Genomic DNA, 20,135 nt, shown 5'->3' with positions numbered 1-20,135 from the left:
CGTAGTCAGATTACAGCGAAGCTTTATGTTGAGCGGTGGAAGAGGAGGGGCTCTGTTGCTCTTCCTCCACGCAGGTGTCGCAAGGCAGGTGACGGCCAATCAGCTTACGATAGCTGAATGCGCCCAGCGCCGCGCCGACCACCGGTGCGCACAGCGGCACCAGGAAATAAGGAATATCTTTGCCGCCGGTGAAGGCGACGTCACCCCACCCCGCCAGCCAGGCGAAGGCTTTCGGGCCGATGTCACGCGCCGGGTTCATGGCGAAGCCGGTCAGCGGTCCCATGGAGGCGCCAATCACCGCAATCAGCAGGCCAATCAGCAGAGGGGCCAGCGGGCCGCGCGGTATGCCGTTGCCATCGTCGGTCAGCGCCAGGATGACGCCCATCAGGATAGCGGTAATCACCATCTCTACCGCGAAGGCCTGCACAAAATTGATGTGCGGGTTCGGGTAAGTGGAGAAAATGCCGGCCAGATCGAGGCTTTCCACGCTGCCGCGAATCATATGGTGGGTGGTTTCATAATCGAGGAAAAGATTGTAGTAAAGCCCGTAAACTAATGCCGCAGCGCAAAAGGCGCCAGCGAATTGCGAAATAATAAAAGGAACCACTTTGCGGCCTTCGAAGCAGGCGAACAGCCACAGCGCGATAGTCACCGCTGGGTTAAGGTGCGCACCGGAGACCCCGGCGGTCAGGTAGATCGCCATGGCGACGCCCAGACCCCAGATGATGCTGATTTCCCATTGTCCGAAGCTGGCTCCCGCGACCTTGAGCGCAGCCACGCACCCAACGCCGAAAAAGATCAACAACCCGGTACCGAGGAACTCTGCGATGCACTGGCCTTTTAAGGTTGATGTTTGGCTCATAATCGAATCCTGAAGCGTGGTGATGATTATTGTATGTAGGGTGGTCACAGACGACCATATTGCCATGTAGGCATAGTGTTAATTTATCGTTAACGAGCAAAAACGAGAAATATCGAACTTCAAATGTGTGTACCTCGTCAAGAAAATGAGCGTTTTCGCGCCATTTGCGCGCATCGAGAGCGCTGCCGGAGCGTTTCACCACGCATTTTGTTAACCATAAAATTAACATTGACCCATGAACTACGAGCGAACTGCGCTGAAAGCACCAGGTAAAGACTGAAAAGTGTTGCAAACCGCAATCTACGCGGCTTGCCGCTGGACAGGGGCGGCGGGGATTCATACAATCGACGATAACACCGCTATGTGCGCTAATTTTCGTTAAGGCGGGACCGCGTATACGAAACACGAGTTTCTATCAACGCCTTGCAAGTTCAGGAGAGGTATGACGATGTCATTAGAAGTGTTTGAGAAATTAGAATCTAAGGTTCAGCAGGCGATTGATACCATCACTCTGTTGCAGATGGAAATCGAAGAGCTGAAAGAAAAGAACAACACCCTGGTGCAGGAAGTTCAGAGCGCGCAGCATGGTCGTGAAGAGCTGGAGCGCGAAAACAGCCAGCTGAAAGAGCAGCAGCAGGGCTGGCAGGAACGTCTGCAGGCGCTGCTGGGTCGCATGGAAGAAGTCTAATCGCTTCGCGCCCTCTCCCGCCCGGGAGGGGGTCATCCTTACTCGCGTCTTTATATCCGCAAGTTATAGCCAATCTTTTTTTATTCTTTAATCATTGAATCGCTTTCTGGCACGCTTAACCCATCACAACACACATAAAGAGAGCGGTGCGATGAATAAGTGGGGCGTAGGGTTAACTCTGTTGCTGGCATCCGCCAGCGTTCTGGCAAAAGACATTCAGCTATTAAACGTATCTTATGATCCAACGCGCGAGCTGTACGAACAGTACAACAAAGCGTTTAGCGCACACTGGAAGCAGGAGACCGGCGACAACGTGGTGATCCGCCAGTCGCATGGTGGCTCTGGCAAACAGGCGACCTCGGTGATTAACGGTATTGAAGCGGATGTGGTCACGCTGGCGCTGGCCTACGATGTCGACGCTATTGCCGAACGCGGCCGCATCGATAAAAACTGGCTGAAACGCCTGCCGGATAACTCTGCGCCGTATACCTCCACCATCGTGTTCCTCGTCCGCAAGGGCAATCCGAAACAGATCCATGACTGGAACGATCTGATCAAACCGGGCGTGTCGGTCATTACCCCGAACCCGAAAAGCTCCGGCGGCGCCCGCTGGAACTACCTGGCGGCCTGGGGCTATGCCCTGCATCAGAATCACGGCGACCAGGCGAAAGCCCAGGAATTCGTCAAGGCGCTGTATAAAAACGTGGAAGTGCTGGACTCCGGCGCGCGCGGTTCGACCAATACCTTCGTAGAACGCGGCATCGGCGACGTACTGATCGCCTGGGAAAACGAAGCGCTGCTGGCGACCAACGAACTGGGCAAAGACAAGTTTGAAATCGTGACCCCAAGTGAGTCGATTCTGGCTGAGCCGACCGTCTCGGTGGTCGACAAAGTGGTGGATAAGAAAGGCACGCGCCAGGTGGCGGAAGCGTACCTGAAGTATCTCTACTCGCCGGAAGGCCAGGAGATTGCGGCGAAGAACTTCTACCGCCCGCGCGATCCGAATGTGGCGAAGAAATATGCTAACGAATTCCCGAAACTGAAGCTGTTTACCATCGATCAGGAGTTCGGCGGCTGGACGAAAGCGCAGAAAGAGCACTTCTCCAACGGCGGCACCTTCGACCAGATTAGCCAGCGTTAATTCTCTTGTCCCTGCTTGCGCTACGCTTAGCAGGGCTATAGTTTTGCGCGGTGCGTAGCCCGGGTAAGGCGTCAGCCGCCACCCGGGACAACGCCCCGTCCACCATCTGTTTTCATTTAGTCATCAAATTACGCTACTCTTCCGCTTCAGGCTTAACAGGGAATGAAAATGAGAAGAGTAAGATACTTTTTGCTGGCGCTGCTGGTGGCGATCCTCGCGGCGCTGGCGGGCGGCTACTACTGGCTGCACTCTGGCAACCCGGACGCATTACGCAAGATTGTCCTGCAGCAGTGCGTACCCCATCAGCAACAGCAGCAAAACCCGTCGCCGTGCGCGGAAGTGAACCTCAAGGGCGGCTATGTGCTGTTTAAAGACCGTAACGGCCCGCTGCAGTATTTGCTGATGCCGACCTACCGCATCAACGGCACCGAAAGCCCGCTGCTGCTGGATCCGTTGACGCCGAACTTTTTCTGGCAGGCCTGGCAGGGGCGTGAAATCATGAGCCAGCGCCACGGCGCGCCGGTTCCTGATAACGCGGTATCGCTGGCGATCAACTCGCGCAGTGGACGTACGCAAAACCATTTCCATATTCATATCTCCTGCCTGCGCCCCGATGTGCGCGTGCAGTTAGATAAGGATGCCGCAGCGATCAGCAGCCGCTGGCTGCCGTTACCGGGCGGGCTTCAGGGCCACGAATACCTGGCGCGCCGGGTGACGGAGGCGGAGCTGGCCCAGCGTAGCCCGTTCCTGATGCTGGCGGAAGAGGTGCCGGAGGCGCGCCAGCATATGGGACGCTTCGCGCTGGCAATGGCGCAACAGAGCGACGGCTCGCTGGTGCTGCTGGCGACGGAGCGTAACCTGCTGACCCTGAACCGGGCTTCAGCGGAAGAAATTCAGGATCATCGCTGCGCCATCCTTAACGCAAACCACTAGTTCTGGCGTTTACCTGTCTTACCTGTCGTCGTATTCTTGCTGAAAAAAACGACAGGAGACAGGCATGTCGCTCTGGCTTACCCACCCGCTGTTCCTTCCTTCATTGATTGTCGGCGTCACCATCGTGCTCTGGGCGACGTCGCTGCTGCCGGAATTTATCACCGCGCTGCTGTTCTTCGCAGCGGCAATGATGGCGAAAATCGCTCCGCCGGAGGTGATCTTCGGCGGCTTTGCCTCTTCGGCGTTCTGGCTGGTGTTCAGCGGCTTTGTGCTCGGCATCGCCATCCGTAAAACCGGACTGGCGGACCGGGCGGCGCAGGCGCTGTCGGCCAGGCTCACCGACTCCTGGCCGCGGATGGTCGCCAGCGTGGTACTCCTGAGCTACGCCCTGGCGTTCGTGATGCCCTCCAACATGGGGCGCATCGCGCTGCTGATGCCGATCGTGGCGGCGATGGCCCGCCGCGCGGGCATTGCCGACGGCAGCCGCGGCTGGTTCGGCCTGGCGCTGGCGGTGGGGTTCGGCACCTTTCAGCTGTCAGCGACGATTTTGCCCGCCAACGTGCCGAATCTGGTGATGAGTGGCGCGGCGGAAGGCTCGTACGGTATCCATCTGAATTATGTTCCCTATTTACTGCTGCATACGCCGGTGCTTGGCTGGCTGAAAGGGGCGGTGCTGGTGGCGCTGATTTGCTGGCTTTTTCCCGGCAAGCCGCATCCACCGCGCGACCTGGCGCCGCTGCCGCCGATGAGCCGCGACGAGAAACGTCTGGCGTGGCTGCTGGCGGTGGTCCTCTCGCTATGGGTGACCGAGAGCTGGCACGGCGTCGGCCCGGCGTGGACCGGCCTGGCGGCGGCTGTGATCACGCTGCTGCCGCGGGTGGGCTTTATCAACGGCGAGGAGTTTGCCAGCGGGGTGAATATGCGCACCTGCATTTACGTCGCCGGGATTCTGGGGCTAGCGATCGCCGTCACCCAAACCGGGATTGGCGGCGCAGTGGGCAATGCGCTGCTGCAGGTGATGCCCCTGGATAAAGACAATCCTTTCACCAGCTTTCTCGCCCTGACCGGGATAACCAGCGCGCTGAACTTTATTATGACCGCCAACGGCGTGCCGGCGCTGTATACCACCTTTGCCCAGAGCTTTGCCGACGCCACCGGTTTTCCGCTGCTAAGCGTGATTATGATTCAGGTGCTGGGCTATTCCACGCCGCTGCTGCCCTATCAGGCGTCGCCGATCGTGGTGGCGATGGGGTTAGGCAAGGTCCCGGCGAGGGCGGGGATGCAACTGTGTCTGGCGCTGGCGGCGGTGAGTTATCTGATTTTACTGCCGCTGGACTACGCCTGGTATCAGCTGTTGGGGAAACTGTAACGGCAAAAGAAAGCCCGGCTTGCGCTGTGCTAGGCCGGGCTCCCACGTTTTGTCAGTCAACCCGGTCGCGTGTCGCCACCGGGAAAAGCGAATTACGCTTTTTTCGCTGCTTCTGCTGCTTTAACGATCACCGCGAAAGCGTCAGCTTTCAGGGAGGCGCCGCCAACCAGCGCGCCGTCGATGTCCGGCTGGGTGAACAGCTCTGCGGCGTTGCCAGCGTTAACGGAACCGCCGTACTGGATGATCACTTGCTCAGCGATTTTGGCGTCAGCTTTAGCAATGTGGTCACGGATGAATTTGTGCACCGCCTGCGCCTGAGCCGGGGTCGCTGATTTGCCGGTACCGATAGCCCATACTGGTTCGTAAGCGATAACCACGCCTTCGAAAGCGGCAGCGCCCTGGGTTTTCAGCACGGCGTCGATCTGACGTGCGCAAACTTCTTCCGTTTTGCCCGCTTCGTTTTCGGCTTCGGTTTCACCGATGCACAGAACCGGGGTCAGACCCTGCTCTTTCAGCACGGCGAATTTCTTCGCGATCAGCTCGTCGGATTCTTTGTGGTAGGTACGACGCTCGGAGTGGCCGATGATGATGTACTGCGCGCCGATATCTTTCAGCATTTCGGCGGAGGTTTCACCGGTGAATGCGCCGGACAGGTTCACGTCAACGTTCTGCGCGCCCAGGTGAATGTGGCTGCCTTCTGCCGCGCGCTTAGCCAGGTCCAGATACATTTCCGGCGGGGCGATGGCAACTGCACAGCCGCTTACGCCAGCCAGCTCGGTACGCAGGTTCGCAACCAGTTCGTTTACCATGTGGCGGCTGCCGTTCAGTTTCCAGTTACCCATCACTAAAGGATGTCGCATTTTAATTCTCCACGCTACTTAAGCGAATTAAGGAATATAGCCGCCCCAGAGGGCAGCATGGTCTGTGAAACAGTATAGAGACTCGTCACTGGAAAGGCTTTGCTTTTTGTCATTTATTGTTACCTTCCAGCGTTTCAGATAGCGCCAGCTTAATCGGTTCAATGGCGAAGGTCAGGCCCTTTTCCCCATGATCTGCCACCACATAGCGCACGGCGCCTTCGGTATCGGCGAAGTAGCGCTTGCCCTTGCCGGCGGCCAGCAGTTTCTGCAGTTTTTGCTGGCTTTGCGCCTGGCTAAAAGTCGGCACGAAGGCGCGGATCATGGCGCTCATATACTCCAGCGCTTTGGTCCTGGCCGCCTTTTGCTCCGGCCCCTGGATCGGCAGCCAGGTGATCTGCATGGATTTGATCTTCAGCGTGCCGCGCTCCAGCGCGGTGGAGGCATAGAGATTTTCGTTAATTTTGCTGGCGGCGCGGGTCAGGTTAGCCCGATCGCGACTGGTGGCGATGGAACGGAATTCGTTCAGAGGCAGCTTTGGGTTATCGGCGTTGAATTTCTCGCGGAACTGACTGATCGACTGGTCAAAGCTCGGCGCGCCGGCGAGCAGGTAGGGCGCTGCCGCGGTCGTCGATTCGCTCTCTGCGGACAACGCGTGCGGGCCGACGGCAAGGCCCATCAGCCCACTTAACCACAAAATTGTCCACTTCTTCATGCCCGTCGTTCCTTTTTTTGCCTGCTGACGATTAAATCGGGAAGCGCGGCGCTTGTCAAAAAGTCACGACGCCAGGGTAAACTACGCAGACGATGATGATAAGGAAAAACGCATGACCCTACAGCAGTGGTTATTCTCAATTAAAGGGCGCATTGGCCGCCGCGATTTCTGGATCTGGATTGCCATCTGGCTGGTGACCATGAGCGCCTTGTTTACCCTGGCAGGCAGCAATCTGCTCAACCTGCAGACGGCGGCGTTTATTATCGTCTGCCTGCTGTGGCCGACGGCGGCGGTGGTGGTCAAGCGACTGCACGATCGCGGCAAATCCGGGCTGTGGGCGCTGCTGATGGTTCTGGCGTGGATGCTGCTGGCGGGGAACTGGGCGATGTTGCCGCAGGTCTGGCAGTGGGGCGTCGGGCGCTTTGTGCCAACGCTGATTATCGTCATGATGCTGATCGACCTGGGGGCGTTTGTCGGCACCCAGGGCGAGAATAAGTTCGGCAAGGAGACCCAGGACGTGCGCTGGAAAGCGGACGCCTGATTACCAGTAGTGCTCCGCCGTCATATGGCCCGGCCGGCGACGCAGATGTTTGGTCATCTGCCGGGTCTCTTTTAACAGCTGTTGGGTATCGCGCACCATTTGCGGGTTGCCGCACAGCATCACATGGCTGGTGTCGGTGGTCATCGGCAGGCCGACGGCCTCTTCCAGCGCGCCGGTTTCAATCAGAAACGGCACCCGGCCGGTCAGCGAGCCTTCCACGGTTTCGCGGCTGACCACCGTCTGAATACGGAGTTTGCCGGCATAGCGCTGCTCCAGTTCGCGCATTAGCGGCAGATAGCTCAGGTCCGCGGCGTAGCGGACGGCGTGGACCAGCACCAGGTTATTAAAGCGCTCAAGGTCCTTGCCTTCCTGCAAAATTGACAGGTACGGCCCCAGCGCAGTGCCGGTCGCCAGCATCCACAGGGTATCGCAATCCGGTACCTCCTCGAGGACGAAGAAACCTGCCGCTTCACTCACCACCAGGACTTCATCGCCCGGCTTCAGCGACGCCAGACGCGGGCTCAGCTTGCCTTCCGGGACGGTGACCAAATAGAACTCGAGGTCGGGATTGCCGGGGGCGTTGACGTAGGAGTAGGCGCGCTGCACGCGTTCGCCGTCGATTTCCAGCCCGAGCTTGGTAAATTGCCCGGCGGTAAACGGATGAACAGGCGCCCGCACGTATAAACTGAACAAGGCGTCCGTCCAGTACTCCACTTTTGTCACTTTGCCGCTAACCCAGTCCGCCATCGTCTTCTCCTGTTGCCAAGCGATGCCTTATCTTCGGTCCAGACGAGCCAGATTTCCACCCCGAAGGCGCAAGAAAGCTCTATTGATCAAATATAAACGAAGAACAGGGCAACCGCCTGCGGACGGTTGCCTGGGAGAGAAAAAGCGGTATTACAGGATGTGCTGCTGGATGTCTGGATCTTTACGGTCGAGGTAATGAATCGACTGGATACGACGGATAGTGCGCGACTTGCCGCGGATCAGCAGCGTCTCGGTGGTGGCCATGTTGCCCTTGCGGGTGATGCCGTCCAGCAGATCGCCTTTGGTGATCCCGGTGGCGGAGAAGACGACGTTATCGCTGCGCGCCATTTCATCCAGACGCAGCACTTTGCCCGCTTCAATGCCCATGGTTTTGCAGCGCGCCAGCTCATTTTCACCGATGCGGCGGTTCTCTTCGTTATCGCCCTTCACGTGGTGGCGAGCCAGCAGGCGCCCCTGCATATCCCCGTCGAGGGCGCGGATCACCGCGGCGGAAACCACCCCTTCCGGCGCGCCGCCGATGCCGTACAGTACGTCGACTTCGCTATCCGGCATGCAGGTGAGAATAGAGGCCGCGACGTCGCCATCGGGAATAGCGAACACGCGCACGCCCAGCTGCTGCAGCTGGGCAATGACCGCGTCGTGGCGCGGTTTCGCCAGCACGGTGACGGTCAGCTCGCCCAGCGGCTTGTTCAGGGCGCGGGCGATATTGTGCAGGTTCTCTTCCAGCGGCAGATTGAGATCGATAGCGCCTTTAGCGCCCGGGCCGACGATCAGCTTTTCCATATACATATCCGGCGCGTTGAGGAAGCAGCCCTTATCGCCGACCGCCATCACCGCCAGGGCGTTGGCCTGGCCCATCGCCGTCATGCGGGTGCCTTCGATGGGATCGACGGCGATATCTACCGCATCGCCCTTGCCGGTACCCACTTTTTCGCCGATATAAAGCATCGGCGCTTCATCGATTTCGCCCTCGCCGATGACGATGGTGCCGTCGATATTGACGAGGTTAAGCATAATGCGCATGGCGTTAACCGCTGCGCCGTCGGCGGTATTCTTATCGCCGCGGCCCAGCCATTTATAGCCCGCCAGCGCGGCGGCTTCGGTGACACGCGAAAATTCGATGGCCAGTTCTCGTTTCATAATCCACTCGTTGTGTAGAAAAGTTGCCCGCAGCGCGGCAAAAGCGCGCTACGCGTTGGAATAGCGTTCGGTTTCCGGCATCCAGCGCTCGATAAGCGCCTGGGCCTGCAGCGGATAGCGTTCATGAATGTGGCGAGCAATGCGCTGGACATCGGGGATCATCGCCTGATCGCGCAGTAAGTCCGCCACTTTAAATTCGGCGTTGCCGGTCTGGCGGGTGCCGAGCAGCTCGCCGGGACCGCGAATTTCGAGGTCTTTCTGGGCAATGACGAAACCATCGTTGCTGTCGCGCAGGACCTGCAGACGTTTCTGCGCCGTTTTGGAGAGCGGCGATTTATAGAGTAGCACGCAGTGGGAAGCGACCGCGCCGCGCCCGACGCGCCCTCTGAGCTGGTGCAGCTGCGCCAGACCCAGACGTTCCGGGTTTTCGATAATCATCAGGCTTGAGTTAGGCACGTCGACACCGACTTCAATCACCGTGGTGGCTACCAGCAGATGCATCTCGCCCTGCTTGAAGGCCTGCATCACCGCCTGCTTCTCCGCCGGTTTCATCCGCCCGTGGACGAGGCCGATATTGAGCTCCGGCAGCGCCAGTTTGAGCTCTTCCCAGGTGGCTTCCGCCGCCTGGGCTTCCAGCAGATCGGACTCTTCAATCAGCGTACAGACCCAATAGGCCTGGCGACCTTCATGGGTACAGGCGTTGCGCACGCGGTCGATAATATCGCTGCGCCGGGTGTCGGGGATGGCGACGGTGGTCACCGGAGTTCGGCCTGGCGGCAGCTCGTCGATAATCGAGGTGTCCAGATCGGCGTAGGCGGTCATCGCCAGGGTGCGGGGGATCGGCGTGGCGGTCATGATCAGCTGATGCGGGTGGAATCCCTGCTGCTGACCTTTCTCCCACAGCGCCAGCCGCTGATGCACGCCGAAGCGGTGCTGTTCGTCAATAATCACCAGCGCCAGGCCGTTAAACTGCACCTGCTCCTGGAAGATGGCGTGGGTGCCGACAATCATCTGCACCTCGCCGCTGGCGATAGCCTCCTGCTGCGCCTGGCGGGCTTTGCCTTTCTGTTTGCCCGCCAGCCAGCCGACTTCAATACCCAGCGGTTCGAACCAGTTGCGGAAGTTATTGGCATGCTGCTCGGCAAGCAGTTCGGTGGGCGCCATCAGCGCCACCTGTTTGCCGTGGACGATAGCGCGCAAGGCGGCCAGGGCAGCGACCAGCGTTTTACCGGAGCCAACGTCGCCCTGCACCAGGCGCATCATCGGCACGTCCAGCGCCATATCGTGTTCAATCTCGGCGGTAACCCGCGCCTGCGCGCCGGTGGGCTTAAAGGGCAGGGAGGCCAGCAGTTGGTTTTTCAGGGTATCGTTGGCGCCGAGCGGCAGGGCGTGATAGCGCTGGGCGCCTGCCCGCAGCGCCAGCATGCTGAGGTTATGCGCCAGCAGCTCTTCCAGAATCAGACGCTGCTGCGCCGGGTGCTTGCCGCTTTCCAGCTCGCTAAGTTGCAAGGAGGGAGGCGGGCGGTGCAGCGTACGCAGCGCCTCCGGCAGGCTCATCATCCCCTGCGCCAGCTCCGGCGGCAGGAGTTCGCTAATCGCGCAGGTTTCCAGGAGCTCAAGCGCCTGATCGGTGAGCTTGCGCAGGGTCGCCTGCTTGATGCCTTCGGTGGTCGGATAGACTGGGGTTAACGTTTCCTGCAGCTCCGGGGTGCTCATATCGCCCTGGACGCGATATTCCGGGTGGATCATCTCGGCGCCGTACTTCCCGCGTTTGGCTTCACCGTAGGCCAGCACCCGACGACCGGTCGCGAGGCTGTTTTTCATCGCCGCGTTGAAGTTGAAAAAGCGCATGGTGAGGATGCCGGTGCCATCGCTGATCTGGCAGGTCATCATCCGCCGGCCGCCGAAGGTGATATTGCTGTTGAGCACTTCACCTTCCACGGTGGCATAAACTCCGGGAAGCAGCTCGGCTATCGGGTAAAGATGGGTGCGATCTTCGTAGCGTAAAGGCAGGTGCAGCAGCAGATCCTGTACCGTATGCAGGCCAATCTTCGCCAGTTTGCTGCTCTGCGCAGCGCCCACACCGGTGAGTGAACTGAGCGGAACGGCATCTAACAGGCGGCCTGACATTGGGTTTACCTCGCAGCCTGCATGGTGGCCCACCACGCGGCATCGGCTTCCACTTCGCCCTGCTCGTTAACGTGGGGGTAAGGCAGACCTTTTTGTCTGGCGACGCGGGCCAGCACCGGATAGCCGCCTTCGAACAGCAGGCGCTGCTGCTCTTGTGGCGGCAGCATGCTGTTGGCGCGTTGGTACATCCCGGCATTCTGCCGCTGGCGCTGCGCCTCGTAGAGGATCAGCGCCGAGGCGACGGAGACGTTCAGCGACTGCACCATGCCGATCATCGGGATAATGATGTCCTGATCGGCCAGCGCCAGCGCTTCCTGGGTGATGCCGGTTTTCTCCTGGCCCATCAGGATGCAGGTTGGACGCGTATAGTCGATTTCACGAAAATCGATGGCTTTGTCGGAAAGGTGAGTGGCGAGAATTTGCATGCCCTGGCCTTTCAGGTGGCTGACGGCATCTGCGATAGTGCGGTGGGTTTTAACCTGCACCCAGCTGTTGCTGCCCGCGGCGGCGGAGGCCATGGTACGCATCCGGCTGCTCGGCCAGACGGCATGCACTTCGTGTACGCCAACGGCATCTGCGGTCCGGATGACCGCAGAGACGTTATGAGGCTTATGGACCTGCTCCATGCAGACCGTCAGGTCAGGCTGACGCCTGGCGAGCATCTCGCAGATACGCTCGTAGCGCTTTGAGTTCATAAAGCTAGTTTCGGTTACGGGTGACTTTAATCACGTCCGGCATGATGCGGATTTTGCGCATGATATTCGCCAGATGCACGCGGTCGCGCGCGGTCAGGCGGATAAAGGCGCTGTATACGCGGCCATCTTTCTCTTCCGTATTCAGGCTCTGGATATTGGAAGACGCGGTGTTGATCGCCGCCGTCAGGTTAGCCAGCGCGCCCTGGTGGTTAAACATGTCCACCTTGATTTCGGTGATGAACTCCTGAGCGGTCTCTTTATCCCACTCAACCGCCATAAATTTCTCCGGCTCTTTCTGGTAGCCGCGAATGTTACGACAGGATTCATGGTGGATAACCAACCCTTTACCCGGACTGACGTGGGCGATAATCGGGTCACCTGGGATCGGGCGACAGCACTTGGCGAAGGTGATCAACACGCCATCGGCGCCTTTGATTGGCAGATGACCGTGGTTCGACGCGTTAGCCGGCACCGGCGCCGCAGCGGCTTCGCCCTGCTGCAGGTTTTTTGCCACCACGACGCTCATCGCGTTGCCCAGACCGATTTCCGCCAGCAGATCGTCAAGCGAGGCCAGCTTCATGCGATCGAGTTCGCGCTGGATATTCTCCGGTGGGATCTCGGCGAGTTTGCGGCTTCCGCCCAGCGCGTGATTGAGCAGACGACGGCCAAGGCTGACCGAATCGTCGCGCTTAAGGTTTTTCAGCAGCTGACGGATCTTGGCGCGCGCTTTCGAGCTGACGACAAAGTTCAGCCAGGCGGCGTTCGGGCGAGCGCCCGGCGCGGTGATAATTTCGACAGTCTGACCGCTGGAGAGCGGCTGCGACAGCGGATAGGGCTGACGGTCGACGCGCGCGCCGACGCAGGCATGACCGATATCGGTATGCACCGCGTAGGCGAAGTCCACCGGCGTGGCGCCGGCAGGCAGTTCGACAATGCGCCCTTCCGGGGTGAAAACGTAAATCTCATCGGGGAACAGATCGGATTTTACGCTCTCGATAAATTCAAACGAGCTACCGGCGCTCTGCTGCAGCTCCAGCAGGCTTTGCATCCAGCGCTGAGCGCGGATTTGCGCGGTGGTGCTGCTTTCGCCGCCGTGCTCTTTATAAGCCCAGTGCGCCGCTACCCCCATCTCCGCCATCTGGTCCATGTCTTCGGTACGAATTTGTACCTCGACCGGGACGCCGTGGGGGCCGATCATCGAGGTGTGCAAAGACTGATAGCCGTTAGCTTTCGGAATGGCGATGTAGTCTTTAAAACGACCCGGACGCGGTTTGTAGAGGCTGTGCATCTGGCCGAGCACGCGATAGCAGATATCGGCATCATGGACGATAACGCGGAAGGCGTAGATATCCATGATCGAGTGAAAACGTTGCTCTTTGAGCACCATTTTACAGTAGATGGAGTATAGATGCTTCTCGCGACCGCTGACGCGGCAGGGGATCCCTGCTTCCTGCAAACGCCCTTCGATTTCGGAGAGGATCTTTTGAATCATCTCCTTACGGTTGCCGCGCGCCGCTTTGACCACCTCTTTAATGACGCGGTAGCGATTAGGGTACAGTGCTTCAAAGCCCAGCTCTTCGAGCTCGGTTTTGATGTGATGGATGCCTAAACGGTGCGCCAGCGGGCTGTAAATTTCCAGGGTTTCGCGGGCGATGCGGCGGCGTTTATCCGGGCGCAGCGAGCCCAGAGTACGCATGTTGTGGGTGCGGTCGGCAAGCTTGATGAGGATGACGCGGATGTCCTGCACCATCGCCATGATCATTTTGCGAAAGTTTTCGGCCTGCGCCTCTTTCTTATCGCGGAACTTGAGCTTATCAAGTTTCGACACCCCCTCTACCAGCTCGGCGACGCTTTTACCAAAAAGCTGTTCCATGTCCTGGTAGGTGGCGGGGGTATCTTCAATCACATCATGCAGCAGCGCGGCCATCAGCGTTTCATAGTCGAGCTTCATCTCGGCCAGAATGCAGGCTACCGCGACCGGGTGCGTGATATAGGGTTCACCGCTTGAACGTGTCTGACCCTCGTGAGCGTCACGTGCAACGAGATACGCCTGCCGCAGACGCTTAATCTGGTCTTCCGGCAGGTAGTTTTGAATCAGCTGATTCAGGCTTTCAAACAGATACAAGGGCGACCCGCTGTGTGATTAACGACGACCTTCAGCAATCGCGGTAACGGCTTGTAATTCAGCGGCTTCCTGCTCTTGCTGTTCCTGGCGCTCACGTACGTCGAGGATCTGGTTGTTGATCAGACCTTCTTCGATTTCGCGCAGTGCGATAACGGTGGTTTTATCGTTTTCTTCCGGTACCAGCGGATCCTTTCCGCCAACCTGCATCTGACGAGCGCGACGCGCGGCGACCAGTACCAGGTCAAAACGGTTACCAATTTTCTCTACAGCGTCCTGAACAGTTACGCGTGCCATACTTAAAATGCTCCACAGGTGAAGAAATGACTGGGCATGATACTGAATGTGGGTTCAGTCTGCCAATAGTTTGGTGATTAAAGCGCCATGTCGCTGCTTTTGGCGGCTCATGCGCAGACGTTCAGCGCGGATGATATTTTTCAGGTCGCTCAGGGCGGTGTCAAAATCATCGTTCACAATCAGGTAATCATATTCCGCGTAATGGCTCATTTCCGCAACGGCCTGGGCCATCCGTTTCGCGATCACCTCTTCGCTGTCCTGGCCGCGGCCGCGCAGGCGACGGTCCAGTTCATCTTTTGACGGCGGCAGAATAAAAATACTGCGCGCGCCGGGCATGCTTTTACGGATCTGCTGCGCGCCTTGCCAGTCGATATCGAGGAAGACATCGACGCCGGTCGCCAGCACCTGCTCGATCGCTTTACGCGACGTGCCGTAATAGTTGCCAAAGACCTCTGCATGTTCCAGAAACGCGTTTTCGCCAATCATCGAGCGGAATTCGTCGTGATTCACGAAGAAATAGTGTTCGCCGTGCACTTCACCCGGACGCGGCGCCCGCGTGGTATGGGAGACCGATACCTGGGTGTCATACAACGGTTGGGTTTTTAATAAAGCCTGAATCAGGCTGGATTTACCCGCGCCGCTAGGGGCGGAAACAATATAAAGCGTGCCTTGAGCCATGAGTGTCTTTTGTATGTGGTTATCGAAAGAGGTCCTACATACGAGCCTATTATACACGTCGCCGCGGCGTGACGCAGTCATTGTCACACTTTTTGCCGCTGTTTCTTTCATTTTGCCTGCCGTTTTCCTGAATTCGCCAGCCGTTGCCGCAAAGAGGCGTAAATCCTGGAAGGCGCTTCGCAAGGCGAAAAAGCTTCCGTCGCGGCTCGCGGCATTCTGCAGCAGACTCTCCGCCAGGTGATGGAGGAGGGGACTGCAATGCGTAAAGGAGGGTGGTGGCTGGCGTTAGGGATGTTCTCTGCCAGCGCGCTGGCGACGTGTCCGGACTGGCCGCCGGCCAGAGGAAGGCAGGAGACATCACGCCTTCATCAGCAAATTGTCGCCTGGAAAGAGGCTTACTGGCGGCAGGGCGCCAGCGGAGTGAGCGATGACGTTTACGACCAGCTCACCCTGCGCCTGGCGCAGTGGCGACAATGCTTTCCGGGCGCGACGCCTGAGGATGACGATCTGCCTCCGCCCACCGGCGATGCGCGTCATCCGGTGGCCCATACCGGCGTGCGCAAGCTGGCGGATGAGGACAGCGTTGCCCGCTGGATGAAAAATAAATCCGACCTGTGGATACAGCCTAAAGTGGACGGCGTGGCGGTGACTCTCGTTTATCGCCAGGGGCGTCTGGTTCAGGCCATTAGCCGCGGCGATGGTCTGCGCGGTGAGGCATGGACCGCCCGAGCCCGGCAGATCCCAGCGCTGGAGAAAGTGATGACCGGTGAACTGGCCGACAGCGTACTGCAGGGGGAGCTGTTTCTGCGCCGGGGCGGCCATGTTCAGCAGCAGGCTGGGGGGATGAACGCGCGGGCGAAAGTCGCCGGGTTGATGATGCGAGCCGACGCGGCGGCGGCGCTCAGTCAACTGGACGTTTTTATCTGGGCCTGGCCAGACGGCCCGTCGGATATGCGCCGTCGACAGCAGCTGCTGACGCAGGCGGGGTTTAAGTACAGCGGGCAATATACCCACCCGGTGTCGAGCATCGAGCAGGTGGCGCAGTGGCGCCAGCGCTGGTATCGCTCGCCGCTGCCCTTCGTCAGCGACGGTGTGATTGTGCGCGAAGGACGCGAGCCGCCAGGGCGAGTCTGGTCGCCCGGAAAGGGCGAGTGGCTGGCTGCCTGGAAATATCCTCCGGCATCGCGGGTGATGCAGGTACGGGCGATCCGTTTCAGTACCGGCCGCAGCGGCAGACTCAACGTGGTGGCCGAGCTTGAGCCCCAGCGGCTGGATGATAAACGCGTGCAGCGGGTTAACGTTGGCTCTGTGTCCCGCTGGCAGATGCTGGATATTGGGGTTGGCGATCAGCTGCAGATCAGTCTGGCAGGGCAGGGTATTCCTCGGGTCGACGCCGTCGTCTGGCGGACGGCCGAGCGCCATAAACCGACGCCGCCGCCGGCGAAATTTAATGCGCTAACCTGCTATTTCGCCACCCCTGAGTGCAGCGAACAGTTTCTTTCCAGGCTGATCTGGTTGTCATCAAAGTCCGCCCTGAATGTCGATGGCGTGGGGGAAAATTTATGGCGCGTCATTCAGCAGCAAAACCCGATGACGCATATCTTTTCCTGGCTGGCGCTTACCGTTGAGCAGCTGCAGGCGGTGCCAGGGATTTCCGCCGCCCGCGGGCAGCACCTCTGGCATCAGTTTGATCTTGTTCGCAAACGACCTTTTATCCGCTGGGTGCTGGCGATGGGGATCCCGGTGCCGCAGGGGGCGCTGGCGCAGCTCGAAAGCGAGAACTGGCATTTGCTGGCGGCAAAAAGTGAAGCGCAATGGCGCACGCTGCCGGGCGTGGGGGAGATCAGAGCCCGCCAGCTGGTGGCTTTCCTGCACCATCCGGACGTGGTGGCGCTGGCGCAATGGCTTAGCGGGCAGCGCATCCCCGGATTTTAAGGCGGTTAGTGGGCGTCATGGGTGTAGTGGAAGACCGGTAGCCCCAGTTTCCAGCGTAGCGCCAGCATGCGGGCGGTAAAGCCGAACAGCAGTGTAGCCAGCACCACCACATCGTGGCTGCTGACGTAATGTTGCAGAGCAATATAGAGTACGGCTGCGGCAAAGGAGATCCCGGCATACAGCTCTTTCTGGAAGACCAGCGGAATGCGTTTGCAGAACATATCGCGCAGTACGCCGCCGAAGACACCGGTGATCACGGCGGCAATAGAGGCGATAACCGGGCCTTCGCCCATGTCCAGGGCGATCTGCGCGCCGATGATGGAAAACACGATTAGCCCCAGCGCGTCCAGCACCAGAAACAGCCGACGAAGGTGCGGCATCACCGGAGCGGCAATGGTCGTGAGAACGGCGGCGACGGCGACAATGATGACATATTCGGGATGCTTCACCCAACCAAGAGGATAGTGCCCCAGCAGGATATCGCGAACGGAACCCCCGCCCAGCGCGGTCGCTGTGGCGATAATAATGACGCCAAACGTATCCATCCGCCGGCGCCCGGCAGCCAGTGCGCCGGTCATGGCTTCCGCGGTGATACCGATTAAATACAGAACATGAAGCAGCATAGATCCCCCCAGGTAATGGCGGGCAGGTTAACGATTTGTGCGCAGGATCACGATTGAGATTTTCTAAAGCGAATCATTTACGCCAGGAAAAATTAATGGAAGTAGTATCTGTGATGGCTTGATTTAAAGGTTTATTGATTTTTAGGGATTTTTATTGATTAGAAAAAGTAATGCTAAGTGAAGCGATGGGTATCACTATCGAAAACACTATGATTACGCAATGTTTAAGTCTCGTCCTTTATTCTTTTATTTTTCCTTTTCAAGGCCTGAGAAAATGAGCGTCGCCGCCGGGAATAAAAATCATCTGATCCGCCTGATAGCCGTGGTATTAACCGGGATTCTGGCCGGTCTGTCCGGCATGGTTTTGGCACTAATTTTACACGCGATTCAGCACCTGGCTTTTGGTTACAGTTACGGGCAGATCGTCGGTTCGGTGTCATTTTTACAGGGCGTCACGGAGTCGTCCTGGCCACGCCGCATCGTGGCAATCGTGGCCGGCGGCGCCGTCGCCGGATTTGGCTGGTGGCTGCTTGGTCGCTATGGGCAGAGGCGGGTTTCCATTGCGGCGGCGGTGGCCAACCCCTGCGTACCCATGCCCGCGGGCACCACGACGATCCACGCGCTGCTGCAGATCGTCACAGTAGCGCTGGGCTCCCCGCTTGGCCGCGAAGTGGCGCCCCGGGAAATGGGCGCGCTGGGGGCGGGGATGGTGGCGCGTAAGCTGCGCCTGCTGGAAGATGAAACCCGCACGCTGATTGCCTGTGGGGCGGGCGCGGGTCTGGCGGCGGTCTATAACGTCCCGCTGGCCGGGGCGTTGTTCAGCCTTGAGGTCATGCTGCTGTCGTTTAGCTGGGAAAAAACGCTGGCGGCGATGATGACCTCGGCGATTGCCGCCTGGACGGCCACCCTGGGGTTAGGGGATGAATCGCAATACCATTTTGTTTCCAGCGCACTTCCGCACACCTTTCTCTGGTGGGCGATTCTGGCGGGCCCGATTCTTGGCACCGGCGCCTGGCTCTTTCGCAAAGCGACCAGCGCGGCGCGTTCACGCGCGCGAAGTAACTGGCAGATGCCGGTGTTCTGTCTGCTGGGGTTTTCTCTTCTTGCCATCCTGAGTCTTTATTTCCCCGAGCTTCCGGGCAATGGCAAGGGTCCAATGCAGCTGGCGCTCAGCGACGGGCTGCCTCTCTCCATGGTCGCTGTCCTGTTAGTATTGAAGATGGTGGTGATTCTGGCGGTGCTGCGCGGCGGCGCGGAGGGTGGATTGTTAACCCCAGGGCTGGCGGTGGGCGGATTGGTCAGCCTGCTGCTCTGCGCGCTCTGGCAGCTCGGCTTCCCTGGCGGTGATAAAAGCAGCTTCGCTGTGGTGGGGGCGGCCGCGTTTCTCGCCGCCTCCATGCAGATGCCGTTGACCGCAGTGGCGCTGGTGATGGAGTTTACCCACATGGATCACAGCTATCTGGCTCCGGCGCTGCTGTGCGCGGCAGGGGCGTTTTTAACCTGCCGGGTGCTGGATAAAAAATAGGCTTACCGAGCCGCGGTGAAAGTCAGGGAGGGGCCCGTTGATCCTGAAAGTAAAATCAGCCGCGTTTTTCCCTGATGGTTGCCTCATGGTTAATAAGCCATATTTTTCGTGCAATGCCGCCGCCGTAACCGGTCATCGAACCATCTTTGCCGATAATTCGATGGCACGGGATGATAATCGCGACGCGGTTAGCGCCGTTTGCAGCAGCCACCGCGCGCGTGGCCGTTGGTTTACCTATCTCCATCGCAATCGATTGATAATGCGTCGTCTCACCGAAGCTAACGTGCTGTAAACGGCGCCAGACCGCTCGCTGGAATTCGCTGCCTGGGGTATCAAGCGCCACCTCGAACGATTGACGCTGTCCGGCGAAATACTCCGTTATTTCCTGTTGCGCCTGCCTGGTGTGGGCATTTTCACCTGCGATGATGCTGGCGTTGAACCGCCGCTGCAGGTCGCTGAATTCTGACTCCAGCGCTCGTCTGTCGACAAACTCCAGCAGACAAATTCCCCGTTGCGTTGCACAAACAAACATTGGCCCTAACGGGGTGGTAAAACGATGAATTAAAACAACCTGGCGTTGCGCGCTGGGTGCGAAACCGGTCAATTTTTTGCAGGTATAGCCGAAGCCGCTTAAGGACTCGTAACCGCTATCGAAAGCGACATCGGTAGTTGAGCGGCCTGCTTTTAATTCCTGAAGCGCCATATTCAAACGCTGCATCCGTTGAAAAGCCTGAAAGGTGATCCCGTGGTTTTGCAGGAACCAGCGGCGAACGCGTTCCGGGCTAATATCGTGCTGACGTAGCTCGCTATCGCTGAGGCGGACCTTTGGAGCTTCTCGCAGCAGGCGGAGCGCTTGTTCAACAAAGGCGGGGGCCGTCCGGGCATTCTCCGTCGGGCGACAGACTTTGCATGGCCGGAAGCCGGCATCCAGCGCGGATTTAAAGTCATTATAAAATTCGACGTTTTCCCGCCGGGGTTTTCGCGCCCGACAGACCGAGATACAAAATACGCCGGTGGTTTTCACGCCGACGAAAAAAACGCCGGTGAATTCCACCGCGCGTTCAAGCAGCGCCTGATACCAGATATCGCACTGCATGCTGTCGGTAATTTTCATGG

At 58.8% G+C, this 20,135-nt stretch carries 19 protein-coding genes; 7 read left to right on the top strand and 12 right to left on the bottom strand.

Features of this window, described 5'->3' with window-relative positions; genetic code table 11:
• Window positions 1-10 precede the first annotated feature (10 nt).
• Window positions 11-862 carry an aquaglyceroporin gene (locus KPHS_51760; RefSeq protein ID YP_005229476.1) on the bottom strand — a complete coding sequence of 284 codons (852 nt, stop codon included), beginning with the start codon at window positions 860-862 and terminating at the stop codon, window positions 11-13.
• A gap of 448 nt (window positions 863-1,310) precedes the next feature.
• Here KPHS_51760 and KPHS_51750 point away from each other — a divergent pair, with 448 nt between their 5' ends.
• The 4 genes from KPHS_51750 (at window position 1,311) to KPHS_51720 (ending at window position 4,993) form a co-directional block, all read left to right on the top strand.
• Window positions 1,311-1,550, top strand: coding sequence for a septal ring assembly protein ZapB (locus KPHS_51750; protein YP_005229475.1), 240 nt, complete (start codon window positions 1,311-1,313; stop codon window positions 1,548-1,550).
• A gap of 151 nt (window positions 1,551-1,701) precedes the next feature.
• On the top strand, window positions 1,702-2,691 hold the full coding sequence (locus tag KPHS_51740; RefSeq protein ID YP_005229474.1) for a sulfate transporter subunit: 990 nt from the start codon (window positions 1,702-1,704) through the stop codon (window positions 2,689-2,691).
• Window positions 2,692-2,853: 162 nt separating this feature from the next.
• Entirely contained in the window at window positions 2,854-3,624 is a 771-nt protein-coding gene (locus KPHS_51730) for a CDP-diacylglycerol pyrophosphatase (RefSeq protein YP_005229473.1), read from the top strand.
• 64 nt (window positions 3,625-3,688) lie between these two features.
• The gene (locus KPHS_51720; RefSeq protein YP_005229472.1) at window positions 3,689-4,993 is read left to right on the top strand and encodes a putative sodium/sulfate symporter; all 1,305 of its coding nucleotides are present in this window, start codon (window positions 3,689-3,691) and stop codon (window positions 4,991-4,993) included.
• 92 nt (window positions 4,994-5,085) lie between these two features.
• Here KPHS_51720 and KPHS_51710 read toward each other — a convergent pair whose 3' ends face one another.
• Together KPHS_51710 and KPHS_51700 are read right to left on the bottom strand one after the other, a co-directional pair.
• A complete protein-coding gene (locus tag KPHS_51710; protein ID YP_005229471.1) occupies window positions 5,086-5,853 on the bottom strand; it encodes a triosephosphate isomerase in 768 nt (255 codons plus the stop codon).
• 109 nt (window positions 5,854-5,962) lie between these two features.
• Window positions 5,963-6,565, bottom strand: coding sequence for a YiiQ family protein (locus KPHS_51700; protein YP_005229470.1), 603 nt, complete (start codon window positions 6,563-6,565; stop codon window positions 5,963-5,965).
• 112 nt (window positions 6,566-6,677) lie between these two features.
• On the opposite strand from KPHS_51700, the gene KPHS_51690 reads away from it, so the two are divergent.
• Window positions 6,678-7,106, top strand: coding sequence for a DUF805 domain-containing protein (locus tag KPHS_51690; RefSeq protein YP_005229469.1), 429 nt, complete (start codon window positions 6,678-6,680; stop codon window positions 7,104-7,106).
• On the opposite strand, the gene KPHS_51680 is transcribed toward KPHS_51690, so the two are convergent.
• From KPHS_51680 to KPHS_51620, 7 genes are all read right to left on the bottom strand, one after another.
• A complete protein-coding gene (locus KPHS_51680; RefSeq protein YP_005229468.1) occupies window positions 7,107-7,853 on the bottom strand; it encodes a ferredoxin-NADP reductase in 747 nt (248 codons plus the stop codon). It lies immediately after the preceding gene.
• 150 nt (window positions 7,854-8,003) lie between these two features.
• Window positions 8,004-9,014: a fructose 1,6-bisphosphatase II gene (locus tag KPHS_51670; RefSeq protein ID YP_005229467.1), complete on the bottom strand. Its 1,011-nt coding sequence runs from the start codon at window positions 9,012-9,014 to the stop codon at window positions 8,004-8,006.
• 48 nt (window positions 9,015-9,062) lie between these two features.
• On the bottom strand, window positions 9,063-11,144 hold the full coding sequence (locus tag KPHS_51660) for an ATP-dependent DNA helicase RecG (RefSeq protein ID YP_005229466.1): 2,082 nt from the start codon (window positions 11,142-11,144) through the stop codon (window positions 9,063-9,065).
• 5 nt (window positions 11,145-11,149) lie between these two features.
• Window positions 11,150-11,839 (bottom strand): tRNA guanosine-2'-O-methyltransferase, encoded by a 690-nt coding sequence (locus KPHS_51650; protein YP_005229465.1) that lies wholly within the window; start codon window positions 11,837-11,839, stop codon window positions 11,150-11,152.
• A 4-nt stretch (window positions 11,840-11,843) separates the two neighbouring features.
• On the bottom strand, window positions 11,844-13,964 hold the full coding sequence (locus KPHS_51640; RefSeq protein ID YP_005229464.1) for a bifunctional (p)ppGpp synthetase II/ guanosine-3',5'-bis pyrophosphate 3'-pyrophosphohydrolase: 2,121 nt from the start codon (window positions 13,962-13,964) through the stop codon (window positions 11,844-11,846).
• Window positions 13,965-13,982: 18 nt separating this feature from the next.
• Window positions 13,983-14,258 carry a DNA-directed RNA polymerase subunit omega gene (locus tag KPHS_51630; protein ID YP_005229463.1) on the bottom strand — a complete coding sequence of 92 codons (276 nt, stop codon included), beginning with the start codon at window positions 14,256-14,258 and terminating at the stop codon, window positions 13,983-13,985.
• 54 nt (window positions 14,259-14,312) lie between these two features.
• Window positions 14,313-14,936 (bottom strand): guanylate kinase, encoded by a 624-nt coding sequence (locus KPHS_51620; RefSeq protein YP_005229462.1) that lies wholly within the window; start codon window positions 14,934-14,936, stop codon window positions 14,313-14,315.
• A 258-nt stretch (window positions 14,937-15,194) separates the two neighbouring features.
• Between KPHS_51620 and KPHS_51610 the strand changes: the two genes are divergently transcribed.
• Window positions 15,195-16,871, top strand: a complete 1,677-nt coding sequence (locus KPHS_51610) for a DNA ligase (protein ID YP_005229461.1) — start codon at window positions 15,195-15,197, stop codon at window positions 16,869-16,871.
• Window positions 16,872-16,876: 5 nt separating this feature from the next.
• Here the strand turns inward: KPHS_51610 and KPHS_51600 are convergent, their stop codons facing one another.
• Window positions 16,877-17,494, bottom strand: a complete 618-nt coding sequence (locus KPHS_51600; protein ID YP_005229460.1) for a trimeric intracellular cation channel family protein — start codon at window positions 17,492-17,494, stop codon at window positions 16,877-16,879.
• Window positions 17,495-17,768: 274 nt separating this feature from the next.
• Here KPHS_51600 and KPHS_51590 point away from each other — a divergent pair, with 274 nt between their 5' ends.
• Window positions 17,769-19,019: a putative voltage-gated ClC-type chloride channel ClcB gene (locus KPHS_51590; protein YP_005229459.1), complete on the top strand. Its 1,251-nt coding sequence runs from the start codon at window positions 17,769-17,771 to the stop codon at window positions 19,017-19,019.
• 55 nt (window positions 19,020-19,074) lie between these two features.
• Here the strand turns inward: KPHS_51590 and KPHS_51580 are convergent, their stop codons facing one another.
• Window positions 19,075-20,133, bottom strand: coding sequence for a putative methylated-DNA-[protein]-cysteine S-methyltransferase (locus KPHS_51580; RefSeq protein ID YP_005229458.1), 1,059 nt, complete (start codon window positions 20,131-20,133; stop codon window positions 19,075-19,077).
• Window positions 20,134-20,135 lie beyond the last annotated feature (2 nt).

The sequence above is a fragment of the Klebsiella pneumoniae subsp. pneumoniae HS11286 genome (assembly GCF_000240185.1).
GTDB lineage: Bacteria > Pseudomonadota > Gammaproteobacteria > Enterobacterales > Enterobacteriaceae > Klebsiella > Klebsiella pneumoniae.
This window is presented reverse-complemented; position numbering and strand designations above follow the sequence as displayed.